Annotated in this window: 17 protein-coding genes; 9 read left to right on the top strand and 8 right to left on the bottom strand. The window is 71.9% G+C overall.

Features of this window, described 5'->3' with window-relative positions; genetic code table 11:
* Positions 1-314: 314 nt before the first annotated feature.
* The 3 genes from ACFYXM_RS00865 to ACFYXM_RS00855 form a co-directional block, all read right to left on the bottom strand.
* On the bottom strand, positions 315-1,976 hold the full coding sequence (locus tag ACFYXM_RS00865; protein WP_389285571.1) for an alkaline phosphatase D family protein: 1,662 nt from the start codon (positions 1,974-1,976) through the stop codon (positions 315-317).
* Positions 1,977-2,125: 149 nt separating this feature from the next.
* A complete protein-coding gene (locus ACFYXM_RS00860) occupies positions 2,126-2,941 on the bottom strand; it encodes a DsbA family protein (RefSeq protein WP_389285570.1) in 816 nt (271 codons plus the stop codon).
* 42 nt (positions 2,942-2,983) lie between these two features.
* Positions 2,984-3,706: a hypothetical protein gene (locus ACFYXM_RS00855; RefSeq protein ID WP_389285569.1), complete on the bottom strand. Its 723-nt coding sequence runs from the start codon at positions 3,704-3,706 to the stop codon at positions 2,984-2,986.
* Positions 3,707-3,893: 187 nt separating this feature from the next.
* Here ACFYXM_RS00855 and dnaE point away from each other — a divergent pair, with 187 nt between their 5' ends.
* Entirely contained in the window at positions 3,894-7,433 is a 3,540-nt protein-coding gene (gene dnaE, locus ACFYXM_RS00850; RefSeq protein ID WP_389285568.1) for a DNA polymerase III subunit alpha, read from the top strand.
* A gap of 166 nt (positions 7,434-7,599) precedes the next feature.
* Here the strand turns inward: dnaE and ACFYXM_RS00845 are convergent, their stop codons facing one another.
* On the bottom strand, positions 7,600-7,776 hold the full coding sequence (locus ACFYXM_RS00845; protein WP_389285566.1) for a hypothetical protein: 177 nt from the start codon (positions 7,774-7,776) through the stop codon (positions 7,600-7,602).
* Positions 7,777-8,011: 235 nt separating this feature from the next.
* Between ACFYXM_RS00845 and ACFYXM_RS00840 the strand changes: the two genes are divergently transcribed.
* The 4 genes from ACFYXM_RS00840 (at position 8,012) to ACFYXM_RS00825 (ending at position 12,242) form a co-directional block, all read left to right on the top strand.
* Complete coding sequence (locus ACFYXM_RS00840) at positions 8,012-9,286, top strand: NYN domain-containing protein (protein ID WP_389285564.1); 1,275 nt, start codon at positions 8,012-8,014, stop codon at positions 9,284-9,286.
* A 218-nt stretch (positions 9,287-9,504) separates the two neighbouring features.
* Complete coding sequence (locus ACFYXM_RS00835) at positions 9,505-10,479, top strand: ABC transporter ATP-binding protein (RefSeq protein ID WP_389285922.1); 975 nt, start codon at positions 9,505-9,507, stop codon at positions 10,477-10,479.
* A 241-nt stretch (positions 10,480-10,720) separates the two neighbouring features.
* Positions 10,721-11,467: an ABC transporter permease gene (locus tag ACFYXM_RS00830; RefSeq protein ID WP_389285920.1), complete on the top strand. Its 747-nt coding sequence runs from the start codon at positions 10,721-10,723 to the stop codon at positions 11,465-11,467.
* A 34-nt stretch (positions 11,468-11,501) separates the two neighbouring features.
* The gene (locus tag ACFYXM_RS00825) at positions 11,502-12,242 is read left to right on the top strand and encodes an ABC transporter permease (protein WP_389285562.1); all 741 of its coding nucleotides are present in this window, start codon (positions 11,502-11,504) and stop codon (positions 12,240-12,242) included.
* Between the two features lie 216 nt (positions 12,243-12,458).
* On the opposite strand, the gene ybaK is transcribed toward ACFYXM_RS00825, so the two are convergent.
* From ybaK to ACFYXM_RS00805, 4 genes are all read right to left on the bottom strand, one after another.
* On the bottom strand, positions 12,459-12,959 hold the full coding sequence (gene ybaK, locus ACFYXM_RS00820) for a Cys-tRNA(Pro) deacylase (RefSeq protein ID WP_389285561.1): 501 nt from the start codon (positions 12,957-12,959) through the stop codon (positions 12,459-12,461).
* An 85-nt stretch (positions 12,960-13,044) separates the two neighbouring features.
* The gene (locus ACFYXM_RS00815; protein WP_389285560.1) at positions 13,045-13,788 is read right to left on the bottom strand and encodes an LON peptidase substrate-binding domain-containing protein; all 744 of its coding nucleotides are present in this window, start codon (positions 13,786-13,788) and stop codon (positions 13,045-13,047) included.
* Positions 13,789-13,793: 5 nt separating this feature from the next.
* A complete protein-coding gene (locus ACFYXM_RS00810; protein ID WP_389285559.1) occupies positions 13,794-14,819 on the bottom strand; it encodes a hypothetical protein in 1,026 nt (341 codons plus the stop codon).
* 297 nt (positions 14,820-15,116) lie between these two features.
* Positions 15,117-16,718: an oxidoreductase gene (locus tag ACFYXM_RS00805; RefSeq protein ID WP_389285557.1), complete on the bottom strand. Its 1,602-nt coding sequence runs from the start codon at positions 16,716-16,718 to the stop codon at positions 15,117-15,119.
* A gap of 178 nt (positions 16,719-16,896) precedes the next feature.
* Here ACFYXM_RS00805 and hisD point away from each other — a divergent pair, with 178 nt between their 5' ends.
* The 4 genes from hisD to ACFYXM_RS00785 are packed head-to-tail and all read left to right on the top strand — an operon-like array spanning position 16,897 to position 20,157.
* Positions 16,897-18,219, top strand: a complete 1,323-nt coding sequence (gene hisD / locus ACFYXM_RS00800; protein ID WP_389285556.1) for a histidinol dehydrogenase — start codon at positions 16,897-16,899, stop codon at positions 18,217-18,219.
* Positions 18,216-19,394 (top strand): histidinol-phosphate transaminase, encoded by a 1,179-nt coding sequence (locus ACFYXM_RS00795; protein WP_389285554.1) that lies wholly within the window; start codon positions 18,216-18,218, stop codon positions 19,392-19,394. Before hisD ends, ACFYXM_RS00795 begins: the two co-directional genes overlap by 4 nt.
* Entirely contained in the window at positions 19,391-19,993 is a 603-nt protein-coding gene (hisB, locus tag ACFYXM_RS00790) for an imidazoleglycerol-phosphate dehydratase HisB (RefSeq protein WP_389285553.1), read from the top strand. Before ACFYXM_RS00795 ends, hisB begins: the two co-directional genes overlap by 4 nt.
* Positions 19,990-20,157, top strand: a complete 168-nt coding sequence (locus tag ACFYXM_RS00785; RefSeq protein WP_389285552.1) for a hypothetical protein — start codon at positions 19,990-19,992, stop codon at positions 20,155-20,157. Before hisB ends, ACFYXM_RS00785 begins: the two co-directional genes overlap by 4 nt.
* Positions 20,158-20,165 lie beyond the last annotated feature (8 nt).

Raw genomic sequence — 20,165 nt, 5'->3', positions numbered from 1 at the left:
GCGGCGAAATACGGGCAAGAGCCTGCACGGGGTCTCCTCGCGGGTGTGTGGAGGAGGCACTTCCTCCTCGCCGCCAGGGAGATTACGTGGGCATGTCAGGTCGCCAGCAGAGATGATCAAGCCGCATCGACCGAGGGGTGAACCGTCCGGAACAGGGAGGAAAGAATCCTGGCGTTCCAGGGTTTGAGGCGCGGACCTGACATCATGCGTTACTCCGGCGGGCGGTGTGTCCCCATTGGTGTGTGGAGGCACGCCACCCGCCGTAGCGATGTCATGCGCCGTCAACGCGAGCCCGAGTGGCTGAAAATGGCCCCTCAGCGCACTGGCTGGTTCACCCGCTCGACCTTCTGCGTTCCGCTCAGCGTCCGGTACGAACGCGCCCAGGACGAGGTCGCGTCCCGCTTCGAGCGGTCGGACACGGCGTAGTAGTCCATCTGCGAGCGCTCCGCGGTCACATCGAGGACGCCGTAGCCGTGCGCGTCCATGTCCACCCACTTCACATGGCGGTTGGCGGCCTTCACCGCCGTGCTCGCGACCGCCGAGAGGGTCCCCGGCGCCACGTGCAGGATGTCGTCCAGGTTGTCCGAGGTCACCGACGTCACCACGAACTCGGTGGCCGCCGAGGCCGAGAGCGGGTACGTGGCCGCCTTCACCGGCACGTCGTTGGCCCATGCCATGTGGATGTCGCCCGTCAGGAACACTGTGTTGGTGATCGACCGGTCCCGCAGATGCGTGATCAGTTCCTTGCGGTCGCTGGTGTAGCCGTCCCACTGGTCGACGTTGACGGCGAGCCCCTCCTTCGGCAGCCCCAGCAGCTCGGCCAGCGGCTCCAGCAGGTGCGCGGGCAGCGAGCCGAACGCGACCGGCGAGATCATCACCGACGTCCCGACCAGCTTCCAGGCGGCGTCCGAACCGGCCAGACCCGCCTTCAGCCAGTCCAGCTGCGCCCGGCCGGTGATCGTGCGGGCCGGGTCGTCGACCGAGCCGTTGCCGACCGTCGACTGCTGCGAGCGGAAGGTGCGCAGATCCAGGAGATGGAGGTCGGCCAGGTTGCCGAAGCGCAGCCGCCGGTAGACGGTGCCCTCGGTGGCGGGGCGGACCGGCATCCACTCGAAGTACGCCTGCCTGGCGCCCGCGGCGCGCTCGGCCCAGGAGCCCTCCGCGTCCGGCGTGTGGTTCTCGGCCCCGCCCGACCAGGTGTCGTTGGCGATCTCGTGGTCGTCCCAGATCGCGATCACCGGGTGGGTGGCGTGCAGGGCCTGGAGGTCGGCGTCCGTCTTGTAGTGGCCGTGCCGGGTGCGGTAGTCGGCGAGGGTGAGGATCTCGTGCCGGGGCTCGTGCGGCCGTACGACGTACTTCGCGGCCGGGTAGACGCCCGACGCGTACTCGTAGATGTAGTCGCCCAGGTGCAGCACCGCGTCGAGGTCGGTGCGGGCCGCGAGGTGCCGGTACGGGGAGAAGAAACCGGCCTCCCAGTTGGCGCACGAGACCACGCCGAAGCGCAGACCGGCGACGGTGGCCCCGGCGGCGGGCGCGGTACGGGTGCGGCCGGTGGGCGAGAGGACCGCCGAGCCGTCGCCCGCCGAGAAGCGGAACCAGTACGCGGTGGCCGGGCGCAGCCCGCGTATGTCGGCCTTGACGGTGTGGTCGGAGGCGGCCCGCGCGACGGTGGAGCCGCGGGAGACGATCCGGGAGAAGTCCTTGTCCTCGGCCACCTCCCAGCTCACCGTTGTGTCGGCGCCGCGGCCGGAACCGGGCACGGCGTCGGGCGTGGGGGTGACGCGGGTCCACAGGAGGATGCCGTCGGGGAGCGGGTCGCCGGAGGCGACGCCGTGCAGGAAGGCGGGCCCGTCGGCGGCGCGCGCGGTGGTGGCGGAGCCGAGTACGGGGAGCGCGACGGCGGCGGTGGCCGCGGCCTTGACGACCGTGCGGCGACTGGGGGCGGCCGACTGCGGCGGAAGGTGTCGAGAGGTCATGGGCCAGGACCTTACTGACCGGTAAGCCCAACGGGCAGGCGAACGACGGAAGTTCGCCTGCCCGTTGCTGAAGAGTCGTCAGGATTTGGCCGTGACGCGGGGTGCCCCTTCCGCCCGGAACGTTCGGCTCCGGTGCGGCGGGGCGGGGCTCAGCCCTTCAGCGCGGCGTTGATCGTGGTGTTGAACTCCTCCACCGTCGACGGCGCGTTCTTGCCGTCCGATCCGGTGAGCGGCTTGCCGTTCATCTTCAGCGTCGGAGTGCCCCGGACGCCGCTCTTGTCGAACGTCTCGGACATCTTCATCGCCCAGGCGTCGAACGTGCCGTCCTCGACGTTCTTCTGGAACTCCTTGTTGCCCTTCAGGGCGTCGACCGAGTCGGCGATCTTGATCAGGTACGCGTCGTCCTTGAACTTGTCGTCGGCCTCCTCCGGGTGGTACTTCGCGGAGAAGAGTGCGGACTTGTAGTCCAGGAAGGTCTGCGGGCTGACATCGAGGGCGGCGCCCAGCGCGCTCAGCGCGTTCTTCGAGCCCTCGCCGGGGATCATGTCGTCGAGGAACGTGGCACCGATGTACTTGACCTTGTACTTCCCGGCGTCGATGTCCTTCTGCATCGTCTCGCCGATGGACTGTTCCAGCGTGGCGCAGATCGGGCAGCGCGGGTCCTCGTAGACCTCCAGCGTCTTCTTGGCGGTCGGCTTGCCGATGACGACGGTCGTGCCGTTCTCGCCCGAGGTGTTCTTGGGCGCCGTGACGTTCTTCTCGTCCTTGGCCGCCTCCCACTGGGACGGCTTGTTCATCTGCATGACACCCCAGCCGACGCCGCCGGCGATCGCCAGCACGCCGACGACCGAGACGCCGACGAGGATCTGCCTGCGGGTCTTCTCCTTCTTGGCCTGGCGCTCGCGCTCGGCGCGCAGACGCTCGCGGGCTGCCGCCTTGTTGGCCTGGCTGTTGCGATTGCTCATGTCGCTCTCTCCGTGGTGTGAGTTCTTCGGGGACGTACGTGCTCAGGCGGTGGCGCGGGCCGAGCGCGGCGGTCCCCTCCGTCCCACGGAGTGCACGAGCACACGGGCGTGCAGGAGCGGGTGCGGGCCGTGCCCGGCGGGGCGCACCTTGAGGCGTACGGTCCGGCAGGCCGCGCCCACCACGGCGACCGCGATCAGCAGCGGCCGGAACGCCAGGACGGCGACCGCGCCCAGCAGGGCGACCAGCGCGGACTCGCCGCGCCGGAGCCAGGCCGCGGCGAGCAGACCGACCGTCACATGGGCGGCGAGCAGCAGCCACGGCACCGCGGGGCCGGGGGAGGCCAGCAGCGCGACCGCGGTGTGTCCGCCGCCGGTCACCGAGGTGAGCGGGGCGCCGACGTCACCGGCCGGTGACGCGCCGGCGCCGATGTCGCCGCCACCGCACAGCACGTCCACCCCGACCGAGCGCAGCGGCCCCGCGATCGGACCGCCCGCCGCGCCGTAGCAGAGGTGCTGACCGGTGGTGAAGAAGGTGTCGGCGGCCAGCTCCAGCGGGACCAGCAACCCGGCGATGGCCCAGAAGCCGCGCTCCCGGCCTGCCAGCGCGTACGCCACGGCGAAGACCGCCCCGGCCAGCAGGGCCACGGCGGTCAGCGGCAGCGGGACCCGGGAGAGCAGCACGTGGGACGCGGTGGAGAGCGTCACGACGAGCGCTGTGAAGAGCGCCGCGCGAACGACTCTGAGGTGCGTCCCGGATACGTCCATCGTCGACGAGTGTCGCATGCGGACCTGTGGACGTCCCTTGAAGGGGTGTCGATCCGCCGGGACGGCGTTTCCCCCTCCCGGAGACGTAGACTTCCACGCTGTCCCCACCCGTCACCCGCAGCCCGCCCACCCGTCGCCCCTCATCGAGGCGCTCCGCGCCACGCCTGCACTTCGGAGGCCCACCGCCGTGACCAAGCCGCCCTTCACGCACCTGCACGTCCACACCCAGTACTCGCTGCTGGACGGTGCCGCGCGGCTCAAGGACATGTTCGAGGCGTGCAACGAGATGGGCATGACGCACATCGCGATGACGGACCACGGCAACCTCCACGGGGCGTACGACTTCTTCCACTCGGCGAAGAAGGCGGGGGTGACGCCGATCATCGGGATCGAGGCGTATGTCGCCCCGGAGTCCCGCAAGCACAAGCGGAAGATCCTCTGGGGACAGCCGCACCAGAAGCGCGACGACGTCTCGGGTTCCGGTGGTTACACCCACAAGACGATCTGGGCGTCGAACAACACGGGCCTGCACAACCTCTTCCGGCTGTCATCGGACGCGTACGCCGAGGGCTGGCTGCAGAAGTGGCCGCGCATGGACAAGGAGACCGTCGCCCAGTGGTCCGAGGGCCTCATCGCCTCCACCGGCTGTCCCTCCGGAGAGGTGCAGACCCGGCTGCGGCTGGGCCAGTTCGACGAGGCGCTCCAGGCGGCCTCCGACTACAAGGACATCTTCGGCGAGGGCCGGTACTTCCTGGAGCTGATGGACCACGGCATCGACATCGAGCACCGGGTCCGTGACGGCCTCCTGGAGATCGGCCGGAAGCTCGGCATCCCGCCGCTGGTGACCAACGACTCGCACTACACCTACGCGCACGAGGCCACCGCGCACGACGCGCTGCTGTGCATCCAGACCGGCAAGAACCTCTCCGACCCGGACCGCTTCCGCTTCGACGGCACCGGCTACTACCTCAAGACGGCCGACGAGATGTACGCCGTCGACTCCTCCGACGCCTGGCAGGAGGGGTGCCGCAACACGCTGCTGGTCGCCGAGCAGATCGACACCGGCGGCATGTTCGAGAAGCGCGACCTGATGCCGAAGTTCGAGATCCCGGAGGGCTTCACCGAGGTCACCTGGTTCCAGGAGGAGGTGCGGCGCGGCATGGCCCGCCGCTTCCCGGGCGGCGTCCCCGAGGACCGGCAGAAGCAGGCCGAGTACGAGATGGACGTCATCATCCAGATGGGGTTCCCGGGCTACTTCCTCGTGGTCGCCGACTTCATCATGTGGGCGAAGAACAACGGCATCGCGGTCGGCCCCGGCCGAGGCTCCGCGGCCGGCTCGATCGTGGCGTACGCGATGGGCATCACCGACCTCGACCCGATCGAGCACGGACTGATCTTCGAGCGGTTCCTCAACCCCGAGCGCGTCTCGATGCCCGACGTCGACATCGACTTCGACGAGCGTCGGCGCGTCGAGGTGATCAGGTACGTGACGGAGAAGTACGGCGCCGACAAGGTCGCCATGATCGGCACGTACGGCAAGATCAAGGCGAAGAACGCCATCAAGGACTCCGCGCGTGTCCTCGGCTACCCGTACGCGATGGGCGACCGGCTCACCAAGGCCATGCCCGCCGATGTCCTCGGCAAGGGCATCGACCTCGACGGCATCACCAACCCCAAGCACCCGCGCTACAGCGAGGCGGGCGAGATCCGGGGGATGTACGAGAACGAACCGGACGTGAAGAAGGTCATCGACACCGCGAAGGGTGTGGAGGGCCTGGTCCGGCAGATGGGCGTGCACGCCGCCGGCGTCATCATGTCCAGCGAGCCGATCGTCGACCACGCACCGGTCTGGGTGAGGCACACCGACGGCGTCACCATCACGCAGTGGGACTACCCGCAGTGCGAGTCGCTCGGCCTGCTGAAGATGGACTTCCTCGGCCTGCGCAACCTCACCATCATGGACGACGCCGTCAAGATGGTGGAGAGCAACAAGGGCGTCAAGCTGGACCTGCTCGGCCTCCCGCTGGACGACCCCAAGACGTACGACATGCTCTGCCGCGGCGACACGCTCGGCGTGTTCCAGTTCGACGGCGGCCCGATGCGCTCCCTGCTGCGCCAGATGCAGCCCGACAACTTCGAGGACATCTCCGCCGTCTCGGCCCTGTACCGGCCGGGCCCGATGGGCATGAACTCGCACACGAACTACGCCGAGCGCAAGAACGGCCGCCAGGAGATCACCCCGATCCACCCGGAGCTGGAGGAGCCGCTCAAGGAGACCCTGGGCCTGACCTACGGCCTGATCGTCTACCAGGAGCAGGTGCAGAAGGCCGCCCAGATCGTCGCCGGCTACTCGCTCGGCGAGGCCGACATCCTGCGCCGGGTGATGGGCAAGAAGAAGCCCGAGGAACTGGAGAAGAACTTCGTCCTCTTCCAGGCCGGCGCCAAGAAGAAGGGCTACTCGGACGAGGCGATCCAGGCGCTGTGGGACGTGCTGGTCCCGTTCGCCGGATACGCGTTCAACAAGGCGCACTCCTCCGCGTACGGCCTGGTCACGTACTGGACCGCGTACCTGAAGGCGAACTACCCCGCCGAGTACATGGCGGCGCTGCTGACCTCGGTCAAGGACGACAAGGACAAGTCCGCGATCTACCTCAACGAGTGCCGCCGCATGGGCATCAAGGTGCTGCCGCCCAATGTGAACGAGTCCCTGTCGAACTTCGCGGCCCAGGGCGACGACGTGATCCTCTTCGGCCTGACGGCCGTGCGCAACGTGGGTCAGAACGTGGTCGACTCGATCATCCGGTGCCGCAAGGCGAAGGGGAAGTACAGCAGCTTCCCGGACTTCCTGGACAAGGTCGAGGCCGTGGTCTGCAACAAGCGGACCGTGGAGTCGCTGATCAAGGCCGGGGCCTTCGACGAGATGGGGCACACCCGCAAGGGCCTGGTCGCCCACCACGAACCGATGATCGACAACGTGGTGCAGGTCAAGCGGAAGGAGGCCGAGGGCCAGTTCGACCTCTTCGGCGGCATGGGCGACGAGGACAGCGACGAGCCGGGCTTCGGGCTCGACGTGGAGTTCTCCGACGTCGAGTGGGAGAAGTCCTACCTGCTGGCGCAGGAGCGCGAGATGCTGGGCCTCTACGTCTCCGACCACCCGCTCTTCGGCCTGGAGCACGTGCTCTCCGACAAGGCCGACGCCTCGATCTCCCAGCTGACCGGCGGGGAGCACGCGGACGGCGCCATCGTCACCGTCGGCGGCATCATCTCCGGCCTCCAGCGCAAGATGACCAAGCAGGGCAACGCCTGGGCGATCGCCACCGTCGAGGACCTGGCCGGCTCCATCGAGTGCATGTTCTTCCCGGCCACCTACCAGCTGGTGTCCACCCAGCTCGTCGAGGACACCATCGTGTTCGTCAAGGGCCGCCTCGACAAGCGCGAGGACGTGCCCCGGCTGGTCGCGATGGAGATGCAGGTCCCCGACGTCTCGGCGGCGGGCACCAACGCCCCCGTGATCCTGACCATCCCCACCGTCAAGGTCACCCCGCCCATGGTCAGCCGCCTCGGCGAGGTGCTCAGCAACCACCGGGGCGACACCGAGGTGCGGATCAGGCTCCAGGGCCCCCGCAAGACCACGGTGCTCCGGCTCGACCGGCACCGGGTGAAGCCCGACCCGGCGCTCTACGGCGACCTGAAGGTGCTGCTCGGACCGTCCTGCCTGGCCGGCTGAACCGGTCCCGCGACGGCGGGACGCGCACACCGGGACACATTGCACCGGGGCGTGCGCGCACGGAAGGCGGTCGTGCACGCGAGGCGCACCCAGGGGCGCCCCCGCCCTGTGCGGGGGCGCCCCTGCCGGTCCCGCGGCCTGTCACCGGACGACCGGAAATCGTCGGTCAGTTGTGGCCGAAGCGGCGCTGGTGCTTACGGGCGACATCGGAAGGGCTGCCCTGGGCCTGCGACTGCTGTATCTGCGTCTCGTACGAGGTCTGCTTGGCCTCTTCCGCGCCCTGCTGGGGTGCGGACGTGCGGTTCTGCCGGCTGCTCTGTTTGCGGTTCTTGTTCTTGGCCATGGTGTTCCTCCTGGGGGGACTCTCGGGGCCAGGACCGCGTTCAGGCTCACATAATGGGATGAACCGCGCATGTTGGATCATTACCGTGCGTAATGAACCTGTGGTGAGGGTGTATAATTCGCGCCTTCCCGGGTTCGCCACGCCGATGATCGAGTTCCGGCCGTTTACCTCCGCGCATTCGGGCAGACTCGAAGGAAACTCTTCGCAAAGACCACACCCGAACTCCCGGAAGAGGGTGGAACGCGTGGACCGTTGCGTCGTCCTGGTGGACGCCGGTTACCTGCTGGGTGCGGCCGCGAGCCTGCTGGCCGGGGAACCTGCCCGTTCCCGCATCACCGTCGACCACGCGGCCCTCATCCGGGGGCTGCGCGAGCTGGCGGAGGCCGATACGCGGCAGCCGTTGCTGCGGATCTACTGGTTCGACGGCGCCCCCGACCGAGTGCCGCAGCCCGAGCACCGCAGACTGCGCGTGATGCCCCGGGTGACCGTCCGGCTCGGCGCCCTGACCCGCAGCGACGGGCGCTGGGCGCAGAAGGGCGTCGATGCCGCGATGCACGCGGAGCTCACCGAACTGGCCAGGAACCGGGCCTGTTCCGACGTGGTGCTGGTGACCGGCGACGGGGACCTGCTGCCGGGCCTGATGTCGGCGAAGGAACACGGCGTCGCCGTCCATCTGTGGGCCGTGCAGGCCGCCGACGGCGACTACAACCAGTCCGAGGACCTGGTCGCCGAGGCCGACGAACGCCGGGTGCTCGACCGGACCTGGATCACCCAGGCCGTCCGGGCCAAGGAGACCGGCGGCGTCTGCGCCCCACCGCCCGCACCCGGTCCGGAGATCGCGGCGATCCTCTCCGCGCCGCTGCCGGAGGCGGCCCTCGCGGCGTCCGCCGAGCAGGCGTCGGAGCCGCGGGCGGCGGCCGAGGCCGACGGGAGCGCCCCGCAGTCCGAGGAGGGCGGCGCCGACGAGCGGCCCGGCCCCGGCGGAAGGGGCGTCCCCACCCCGAAGGACCTGGCGGGCAGCCTGCGCGGCCCCGGCACCCAGCCCTCCACCCCGTCCACGCCGGCGGGCGCCACGCTGCGCTGGTCCTCCGACAAGGGCTGGATCGAGCGCGGCGGACCGCTCGGCGAACCCGCCGACACCGCGCCCCTCCCCACGCTGGCCCAGCTCACCAGCGCCGAGCAGCGCTGGGCGGACCGGGAGGAGGACATCACCACCGTCGGCGGCGACCCCTTCGAGGTGGGCCAGGTCTTCGCCCGCCGCTGGATGGAGCGGCTGTCCGACCACACCCACCTGCAGAAGCTGTCGACGATGTACCCGCGCATCCCGCACCGCATCGACGGCGAACTGCTGCGCTACGCGGCACGCTTCGGACTGCTCGCCCACAAGGACGACCAGATCGACGAGCACGACCGCTATGCCATCCGTGCGGGATTCTGGCGGGAGATCGACGTACGCGCTGCGGCGGGGCGCACCCCGGTGCCGGAGCGCACGGGTTCTTCCGGGGACTGACGGCGTCCGGGGCGCCCGGCCCGGGACCGTACGCGCCCCGTGCGCGCCCCGTCCGCGCGCCCGGAGGCGCACCGGGCGCGCGGACGGACGAAGCGGCCGGTGGGAGCGGCGCCGGCGCCGGCCGGGCCCGGCCCCGGGCGTGATCCGGGTCGTGCGACCCCGTACTCTCGTACCTCGTGAGTACGGGCACAGCACAGGCGCAGACGGGGACCGGGACCGTGTGCGCGGTGCGTGACCTGGTCAAGACCTACCCCGCCGCGCGCGGCCGTCGCGGCGCACCGGCCACACCGGAGGTCCGCGCCACCGACGGCATCAGCCTGGATGTGCGGCGCGGCGAGATCTTCGGACTGCTCGGCCCCAACGGCGCCGGGAAGTCCACCCTGGTACGGCAGCTCACCGGGCTGATGCGGCCCGACTCCGGCAGCGTCACCGTGCTGGGCCACGATCTGGTGCGCCACCCCGAACGGGCCTCCCGGCTGATCGGCTACCTCGGGCAGGAGTCCACCGCCCTCGACGAGCTGACCGTGTCGCTCGCCGCAGAGACCACCGGCCGGCTGCGCGGTCTCGCGGTGGCCGAGGCCCGGGCCGAGCGCGACGACGTGCTCGACGAACTGGGCCTCACCGGCATCGCCGGGCGCCCACTGAAGAAACTCTCCGGGGGACAGCGGCGGCTCGCCTGCTTCGCCGCCGTGCTGGTCGGCGAGCGGCCCGTGCTCGTCCTGGACGAACCGACCACCGGAATGGACCCGGTCGCGCGCCGCGCGGTGTGGGCCGCCGTGGACCGGCGCCGGGCCGAGCGCGGCACGACCGTCCTGCTGGTCACCCACAACGTCATCGAGGCCGAAACGGTCCTCGACCGGGTCGCGGTGATCGAGCACGGCCGGGTCATCGCCTGCGACACGCCGAACGGGCTCAAGGAGCGCGTCGCCGGTGAGGTCCGGGTGGAGCTGGTGTGGCGCGAACGGGCGCCGCTGGACGTCCCCGAGGTGGCCGCGCTGCGCGGCTCGGCGCAGGAGTCCGGGCGCCGCTGGGTGCTGCGGCTCGGGCCCGACGAGGCACGGGCCGCGGTCGCCGCGGCGACCGGCGGCGCGGCGTTCGCCGCGCTCGACGACTTCACCCTGGCGACGCCCAGCCTGGAGGACGTCTATCTCGCGCTCGGCGGGGACGTGCGCAAGGGGCTGGTGAAGTCGTGACCGGGGCGGCCGGTACGGGCGGGACGGCGGGGGCGGCCGAGGAGGCCGAGGTGTCGGGGGCGGCAGAGGCGGTCGGGTGCGCGCGCGTGGCCGGGCAGCGAGTGGACAGGAGCAGCGCCAGGTGACGAGCATCGTTCCCGCACAGGCGGTGGCCGGACCGGCCGGGCCCGCCACCGGCGTCCGGGCCGACGGCGGCGACGGCCACGACGGGGCGGCGCCACGGGCGGGCTCGGAGCAGGCTCTGGCGCCGCGGGCCCGGCTGTTCCCCTCGCTCGCGGCCGTGTACCGCGCCCAGCTGTCCCGGGCCCGGGTGGCCCGTATTCCGCTGCTGTTCGTCGCGACGTTCCAGTCCGTCGGGATCATGGTGCTGATGCGCGGGGTCGTCGACGGCGGCTCCGAGGCACGGGCGGTCGTCGCCGGTTCCAGCGTCCTCGTGGTGGCGTTCGTCGCGCTCAACCTGCTCGCCCAGTACTTCGGGCAGCTGCGGGCCGGGGGCGGGCTCGACCACTACGCCACCCTGCCGGTACCGCCCGCCGCCGTGGTGCTGGGCGCGGCAGGGGCGTACGCCTCCTTCACCGTGCCCGGCACGGTCGTCACGGCGGTAGCGGGGAGCGTGCTGTTCGGGCTTCCGCTGACGCATCTGTGGGTGCTCGTCGCCGTCATCCCGCTGTCCGGGGCGGCGCTCTCCGGGCTCGGCGCCGCGCTGGGGCTGCTCGCGCCCCGGCAGGAGCTGGCCACGCTGCTCGGGCAGCTGGGCATGTCGGCGGCGCTGCTGCTCGGCGTCCTGCCGGCCGACCGGCTGCCCACCCCCGTCGACTGGGCGCGCGATCTGCTGCCGTCGACGTACGGGGTGGAGGCGCTCGCACGGTCCTTCGACGCCCACCCGGACTGGGCGGCCGTCGCCCTGGACCTCGCGGTCTGCGCGGTCGTCGGCGTCCTCTCGCTCGCCGCGGCCACCTGGGCGTACCGCAGGGCGGCGGTCCGATGAGGCGGTGTGCGGGGATGCCTGGCACGATGGCACGGTGACCGCACCTCTGACGCCGCCCGACCGGCCCTCCTCCGACAACCCCTGGCAGACCCCGCAGTACGGGGACGGTTCCGGGAAGACCGGCCCCGGATCCTGGCCGGCTGCGGAGGGGGAGAGGGACCCCGGACCGGAACTGCTGCGCGCGGTGGCCGTCGCCCTGCTGGTGACCGTGGCCGGTGTCGGGCTCGGGCTCCTGTGGGTGTGGCTCGCGCCGAGGGTTCCGCTGATCTCGGACGGCACGGCCGTCTTCCTCCAGGACAGCGAGGGCGAGGAGGCGATCGGCGCCGACGGTACGTTCGTGCTGCTGGCCCTGGGTTTCGGGGCCCTGACCGCCGCGCTGGTCTTCTGGTTCCAGCGCCGCGGCGGTGTCGCCATGGTGGTGGCGCTCGCGGTGGGCGGGGTGCTCGGATCGCTGCTCGCCTGGCGGCTCGGAGTGTGGCTCGGGCCGGACCAGGACGTGGTCGCACACGCGCGGGCGGTCGGCAAGGGCGTGGTCTTCGACGCGCCGCTCCAGCTGAGGACGGCGGCCGCGGCATGGCTGGCCTGGCCGGTGGCGGCGATGGTGGTGCACCTCGCGCTGACGGCGCTGTTCGGGCCGAGGGACCCTGAGCCGGAGTGGGGCACCTTCCCGGGGTGGGCGGCCGGCGGCCCGGTCCCGGGCGCGGGGCAAGGGGCCGCAGGGCCGGGGACGGCCCCGGGCGGAAGTACGCCGCCGGTGCCGCCGACCGGCTCGTAGACGCGGAGGAAGGAGCGGGGGAGCGCCCGCCCGGGGTGCGGGCAGGCGCTGCCCGCGCCCGCCGTGCGCAGGCGCTGTGCGGCCGTGTCTGCCGTGCGCGGGCGCCGCCTGTTCGCATTGCCCATGCCCGCCGTGCGCAGGCGCTGTGCGTTCGCGCTGCCCGCGCCCGCCGTGCGCAGGAACTGCCTGTGCTGCCCGCGTCGGCCGGGGCAGGCGCTACCCGCGGCCGATCTCCGCGAACACCGCCCCCGTCAGCGACGCCAGATCGTCGGGGGACAGCTCGACCTCGAGGCCGCGGCGGCCCGCCGACACACAGATCGTCCCGTGCGCGCGCGCCGACGCGTCCAGCACCGTGCGCAGCCGCTTGCGCTGGCCCAGCGGCGAGATGCCGCCCCGCACGTAACCGGTGGTGCGTTCCGCCGCGGCCGGGTCGGCCATCGAGGCCCGCTTGCCGCCCACGGCGGAGGCCAGCGCCTTGAGGTCGAGGGTGCCGGCCACCGGGACGACCGCCACGGTGAGGGTGCCGTCCACGTCGGCGACCAGGGTTTTGAAGACCCGGTCGGGGGAGACGCCCAGGGCTTCGGCGGCCTCCTCGCCGTACGAGGCCGACGCCGGATCGTGGTCGTAGGAGTGGATGGTGAACGCCGCACCGGCCGCGGTCAGCGCGACCGTCGCCGGGGTGCCGCCGGACTGCTGCTTCTTCGGCTTCTTCGCCACGGTGAGGATTCCTCGGGTGGTCGGTTCGTCGGTCGGCGCGATCCGGTTCCTCGGCCGGAGTGCTCGGGCCTGGACGGTCCGCCGGTCAGTTGGGGTGGGTCGGGCCGCGCGTCAGTTCCACGGCGGGCAGCGACGGGAGATGCCGTATGACGGCGGCCTCGGCGCGCAGCATCTTCAGCTCCTCGCGCAGCCTGGTCGCGGTGTCGGGGGCCTGGAGCAGCCGCTGCTTCGCCGGGACGTCCAGCACGGCCGCGGCCGCGACGAGATAGGAGACGACCGAGGGGTCGTCGGGCAGCTCCGCCCCCGTGGTCAGGGAACGTCGGCTCGCCCCGGCCAGACGCTTCTGGTAGCCGCGGAACGCCCGCAGCACGCCCTCGGCGAGCGCACCCGCCTCCTCGCCCGGTTCCTCGTCCAGTTCGCGGAGTTCCGCCGTCAGGTAGGGGCCGCTCGCGTCGACGGAGAGCAGCTCGACGCGGGTGGTGCCGGTCGCGAGGACCTCGAAGGTGCCGTCCGGCCGTTCCCGGATCTTCGCCGCGTCGGCGACGCAGCCCACCGAGTGGAAGGCCCGGATCGGGTCGGGACCGAAGCCGTCGGCGGGGCCGCGCCCTGGGGAGTCGTGTGCCTCCCCCGGCATTCCGGTGGCCGTCGGGGCGACCTCGTGGCCGTCCCGGATCGCGACCACCGCGAAACGGCGGGGTTCGTCCTCGTCGGTCCGGAGCAGTTCGCGCATCATGGCGCGATATCGCTCCTCGAAGACGTTCAGCGGCAGCACGAGGCCCGGGAAAAGGACCGCGTTCAGCGGGAACAGTGGCAGGCGAGCGGTGGTCACAGCGGTCAAGCGTAATGGCCGCGCCGACGGCCCCTGCGGGCCCGCCCCGGCAGGGGCCCCGCACCGGGCGCCCGGGACCGCGCCTCCTCCCGCGCTTCGAGGAATCGTCCCAGCGGGTCCTCGGAGACCGACGCCCACGGGAACGACGTCGCGTGGGGCCCGATCCGCCGGAACTGTTCCAGCGCCGCGTCCCACCGGCCCCGGGTCACCAGCACGTACGCCAGCAGGTTGCGGACCTCGGCGGGCCAGGGGTCGCCCGGCGCGAACGAGGCGGACAAGGTGGCCGCCAGGTCCGCCGCCGCGTCGATCCGCTCCTCCTGCACCGGGGTGGTCCGTGCCCGCGGCCCCTCGACCAGCAGGGAGTACGCCGCCCGCAGCGGCAGCGCCCGCACCAGCGAGCCGGGCAGCGAGTCCTCGGCGGCCCGCTCGGCGAAGTCGAAGCACTCGCGGTGCGAGCCGTACCAGGCGGCCGAGAGGTACCGCAGGGCCGCGACATGGCAGCCGTAGTGGTGCGAGGAACGCCGGACCGCCTGCTCCCACAGCGCCTCGAACGCGGTGTGCGTGGCCCGGGTGCCGCGGGCGTGGTCGAGCGCGAGCCGCCATGGCACCGGGTCGCGCGGATCGCTCTGTGCCGCCGCGGTGATCAGCGGCGTCACCTCGCGCAGCTGCTCGGCCCTCACGGGCGACTCCCAGGCCCTGCGGACCGCCAGCTCGGCCTTGACGAGCAGCGCGTCGGGATCGTGCGGGGCGGCGGCCAGCCACGCGGTCAGCCAGCCGTCACGGCTGCGGGCGAACGTGACGAGCCGGCCGAGGTACCGGTCGCGGTTCTCCCACTCGGCGCCGTCCCGGGTGGCGGCGAGGAGTTCCGCGGCCGGTTCGTACGCCCCGAAGGCGGCGGCGACGAGCGCGGGGGAGAGCCGTTCGTCGGGAGCGTCGAGCAGCACCGCGCCGTCCGCCGTCAGCCCGGCGGACTCCTGCGGGGAGCGCCGGGCCGTGCGCGTGGCACGGAGCAGGGAACGAAGGAGTGACATGGTGCAGACCATTGAAAAGTGCGGGTCGGGACGGCGCCAGTGGGGTGCTGTGAAGCTTTGGTGCCGAGTGAACGGGTTGTACCGGACAAGGTCGATGAAAAGTGAAGGAACGCGGGGCCGGGCGGCAGGTCCACGGCGAGGTGTGCGGCACGGCGACCCGGCCCCGCGGGCGCCGCGGAGCCTGTCGGGTGGCCTCTGGCCTGACGGCCACGCCCTGGCGCGCACGATTCCGGCGCTGCCGGAATCGCACGCACCACGCCGCGTCCGCTTTCCGGCCGAAGGTCACCCGACAGGCTCTCAGCCGCGGCGCAGCAGCCGGGAGGCGCCCGCCGCGACCGCCGTGGCCAGGATCCAGCCCAGCAGGATCAGCGCGGCCGACCCCCACTGCCAGCCGTCCTTCATCCGCCAGTAGCCGTCCTGGCCGAGGTTGATCACCGGTATCAGCAGGTCGAGCGCGTACAGCGCGGGGTTCCACTCCGGGTGTTCGTCCTCCTTGATCGGCGCCGGGGCGTGCCGCGAGAAGGCCAGCGTCCCCGCCGCCCACAGCACCGCCATCCACACCGCGGCCCGCCCCGGCCGGTAGCCGTACGCCACCGTCCAGTCCTGGAGAAACCCCCAGAGCTTCGCGGCGAGCGGCAGCGTCTCGCGCCGCCGCCGCTGCTTGGCCAGCAGCACCTCGCGGGCGTCGGCGTCCTCTCCGCAGTTCCGCAGGACCGTCGCCAGGCGTTCATACGGCTCCGGTACGTACTCCGGGGTCGCGGCGGCCACCCACTCCAGGCGCCGGGCGAGCGGGAAGTGCCCGTACGGGACGAGGTTCTCGTACACGAACCCGCCCATCGCCAGACCGCCGGGGCCAGGCCAGCTGGTCGACACGTCGATCAGCGTGACCACCCGCGCGCCGTTCAGCACGACCCGGCCCTCCTCCGGCCGCTCCGCGTTGAACCGCAGCTCCGGGGTCACGATCCGGCGCAGCGACAGCTCCTCGTGCCGGGCCAGCACGAACCGCGCCTTGTGCAGGTCGACCGCGTCCCCGAACCGCCCGTCGTCCAGCCGCACCCCGCCCCGGCACTCGAAGATCTGCGAACGCGTGCCACGGGCCGGGGTCGGCGCCATGACGATGCCGTACGGAGGGGTGGTGCCCTGGATCCCGGTGTCGACGCTCACCCACGCCTCGCTCATGTACAGCGACCGCTCCACCGTCAGCTGCGGCGCGTTCAGCGCGCGCCGGCCCTCCCGGCCGCGCAGCCGGCTGCCGCGCAGACTGAGCGAACCGCCGACCTTCGCCCCGCGCAGGCTCAGCTCGCCGCGCGCCTCCACCAGCTCCGCCTGGAGGTCCTGGGCGACCGCGAGACCGTCGGCTGCCAGGGCGCGCCCGTTGCGATCGGGGCCGACCTCGATCTGGTTGATCAGCAGATCGGTGCCGATCTGGGCGTCGGTGAGCCGGATTCCGCGACGGACCCGGCAGCGCGGCAGATGCAGATCGCCCTCGGTCCGCAGCCGGGCCGCCTCCAGCCGGGGCATCGCGCAGCCGACGATCCGCAGCGTCGTGAAGTGGCACTCCGGAAACACCACCTCGTTCTCGAAGCGGCAGCCGGTCAGCTCGACGTACGGCGCGACCCGCCCGCCCGCCAGATCCAGCGTGCCGCTGATCCGCACCCCGCGGAGCTTCAGCGCCGCGACCCGCCCGGGACGCGGCGGCGGCCCCGACAGCAGCAGCCGGGCCACGACACGCCCGTCCACACTCCGTTCCGGACCCCAGACGCAGGGGGCGAACGGGTCGTCCCGCGCCGGGTCGCGGGCCCGCAGATCGTAGGTGCTGCCGTTCCGGAACGCCTGCCACATGCCCAGCTCCGCCGCGCTGAGACCATCCGGGAAATCGCCGTCGTGCGCTTCGGTCACGGGTGTACCCCCTTCCGCTCTCGGAGCTGTTCTTCCCTCTGAGTGACGACGTGAACGCTATGGGGCACCGGGCACGGCCAGGACGCGTATCAGCCAGTGAAGCGGTGACGGCGGGGGACACGTATCAGCCAGTGATACGGACACCGGGACGACGGGTGCGGTCTGCGAGAATTGCGGTGTGATCTCTCGAATCGATCTGCGCGGCGCCGCCCTCCCCGAGGGCCGGGCGCTGCGCGACCTGCTGCCCCGTGCCGAGTTCGACGTGGAAGCCGCCCTGGAGAAGGTGCGGCCCATCTGCGAGGACGTACATCATCGGGGCGACGCGGCGCTGATCGAGTACGCGGAGAGGTTCGACGGCGTGCGCCTGGACCAGGTGCGCGTCCCCGCCGCCGCGCTCACCGAGGCGCTGGCCGGACTGGACCCGCTCGTACGCGCGGCCCTGGAGGAGTCGATCGCGCGCGCCACCCTCGTCCACGCCGAGCAGCGCCGCGCCCCGCACCCCGTCCGGGTCGTGCCCGGCGGCACCGTCACCGAGAAGTGGGTCCCGGTCGAGCGGGTCGGGCTGTACGCGCCCGGCGGCCGGTCCGTCTACCCCTCCTCCGTGATCATGAACGCCGTGCCCGCGCAGCAGGCCGGCGTCGCCTCCGTCGCGCTCGCGTCCCCGCCGCAGAAGGAGTTCGGCGGCCTGCCGCACCCGACGATCCTCGCCGCCTGCGCCCTCCTCGGCATCGACGAGGTGTACGCGGCCGGCGGCGCCCAGGCCGTCGCGATGTTCGCGTACGGCACCGAGACCTGCGCGCCCGCCAACATGGTCACCGGCCCCGGCAACATCTGGGTCGCCGCCGCCAAGCGCTACTTCACGGGACGCATCGGCATCGACACCGAGGCCGGACCGACCGAGATCGCCGTCCTCGCCGACGACACCGCCGACCCGGTGCATGTCGCCTCCGACCTGATCAGCCAGGCCGAGCACGACCCGCTCGCGGCCGCCGTGCTCGTCACCGACTCCGAGGAACTCGCGAACGCGGTCGCCAAGGAGCTTCAGCCGCAGGTCGCCGCGACCAAGCACGTCGAGGACCGGATCCTCCCCGCCCTGAGCGGCAGGCAGTCCGCGATCGTCCTGGTCGACGGCCTCGACGAGGGACTGCGCGTGGTCGACGCCTACGGCGCCGAGCACCTGGAGATCCAGACCACCGACGCCGCCGCCGTCGCCGAGCGCGTGAAGAACGCGGGCGCGGTCTTCGTCGGCCCCTGGTCCCCGGTCTCCCTCGGCGACTACTGCGCGGGCTCCAACCACGTGCTGCCGACCGGCGGCTGCGCCTGCCACTCCTCCGGGCTCTCCGTGCAGTCCTTCCTGCGCGGCATCCACATCGTCGACTACACGCGCGACGCCCTCGCCGACGTGGCGCACCACGTGGTCACGCTCGCCGAGGCCGAGGACCTGCCCGCCCACGGCGCGGCCATCAAGGCCCGCTTCGGATGGAAGGTGCCGAACCAGTGAGCACTTCCCCCGAACGCCCCGTGCGCATCGACGACCTCCCCGTCCGGGACGAACTGCGCGGCAAGTCCCCGTACGGCGCGCCGCAGCTCGACGTGCCCGTACGGCTGAACACCAACGAGAACCCCTACCCGCTGCCCGAGGCGCTCGTCGACCGGATCGCCGAACGCGTCCGCGAGGCCGCCCGCGACCTCAACCGCTACCCCGACCGGGACGCCGTCGAACTGCGCACGCAGCTCGCCCGCTACCTCAGCCGCACCGCCGGGCACGAGGTCGGCCTCGCCAACGTCTGGGCCGCCAACGGCTCCAACGAGGTGCTCCAGCAGCTGCTCCAGACCTTCGGCGGCCCCGGGCGCACCGCGATCGGCTTCGAGCCCTCGTACTCCATGCATGCCCTCATCGCCCGCGGCACCGGCACCGGCTGGATCTCCGGTCCGCGCAACGAGGACTTCACCATCGACGTCGAGGCTGCCAGGAAGGCGATCGCCGAGCACCGGCCCGACATCGTCTTCATCACCTCGCCCAACAACCCCACCGGCACCGCCGTCGACGCGGAGACCGTCCTCGCCCTGTACGAGGCGGCCCAGGCGGCCAGGCCGTCGATGGTCGTCGTCGACGAGGCGTACGGCGAGTTCAGCCACCACCCCTCGCTGCTCCCGCTGATCGAGGGCCGTCCGCACCTGGTGCTCTCGCGCACCATGTCGAAGGCGTTCGGCGCCGCCGGGCTCCGCCTCGGCTACCTCGCCGCCGCCCCGGCCGTCGTCGACGCCGTCCAGCTCGTGCGGCTGCCGTACCACCTGTCCTCCATCACGCAGGCCACCGCCCTCGCCGCCCTGGAGCACACCGATACGCTGCTCGGGTACGTCGCCCAGCTCAAGAGCGAGCGGGACCGGATCGTCGAGGAGCTGCGCGCCAAGGGCTTCGAGGTCGTCGAATCGGACGCCAACTTCGTCCAGTTCGGCCGCTTCGCCGACAGCCACACCGCCTGGCGTCGGATCCTCGACCGGGGCGTCCTGGTCAGGGACAACGGCGTACCGGGATGGCTGCGGGTCTCCGCGGGCACCCCGGCGGAGAACGACGCGTTCCTCGACGCGGTCGACGGACTGCTCGACGGAACCGCGGCCGACGCACCGACGGCGACGGCCGCACGTGAGATCAAGAAGGAGCACGACGCATGACCCGCGCGGCCCGCGTAGGCAGAGTGGAACGCACCACCAAGGAAACCTCGGTGCTCGTCGAGATCGACCTCGACGGCACCGGCTCGGTCGACGTGTCGACCGGCGTCGGCTTCTACGACCACATGCTCGACCAGCTCGGCAGGCACGGGCTGTTCGACCTCACGGTCAAGACCGACGGCGACCTGCACATCGACACCCACCACACCATCGAGGACACCGCCCTCGCGCTCGGCGCCGCGTTCAAGCAGGCCCTCGGCGACAAGACGGGCATCCACCGCTTCGGCAACTGCACCGTCCCGCTGGACGAGTCGCTCGCCCAGGTCACCGTCGACCTCTCCGGACGCCCCTACCTGGTGCACACCGAGCCGGAGAACATGGCGCCCATGATCGGCACCTACGACACGACGATGACCCGCCACATCCTGGAGTCCTTCGTCGCCCAGGCACAGATCGCCCTGCACGTCCACGTCCCGTACGGGCGCAACGCCCACCACATCGTGGAGTGCCAGTTCAAGGCACTGGCCCGCGCCCTGCGGTACGCCAGCGAGCACGACCCCCGGGCCGCCGGGATCATCCCCTCCACGAAGGGCGCGCTGTGACCGGCCTCAGCACCATATTGATCGTCGTCGGCCTGTTCCTGGCCGGCGGCGTCTACTCCTTCTCGAAGCAGAAGATGCCCCGGGGCGTCATCGTCCTCCTGGGGATCGGGTCCGCGATGTGCCTGGTCGCGGGCGTCATGCGGATCCAGGGACTCTGGGACTGAGGTACGAC

It is taken from the genome of Streptomyces sp. NPDC002476 (assembly GCF_042889785.1).
Taxonomy (GTDB): domain Bacteria; phylum Actinomycetota; class Actinomycetes; order Streptomycetales; family Streptomycetaceae; genus Streptomyces.
This window is presented reverse-complemented; position numbering and strand designations above follow the sequence as displayed.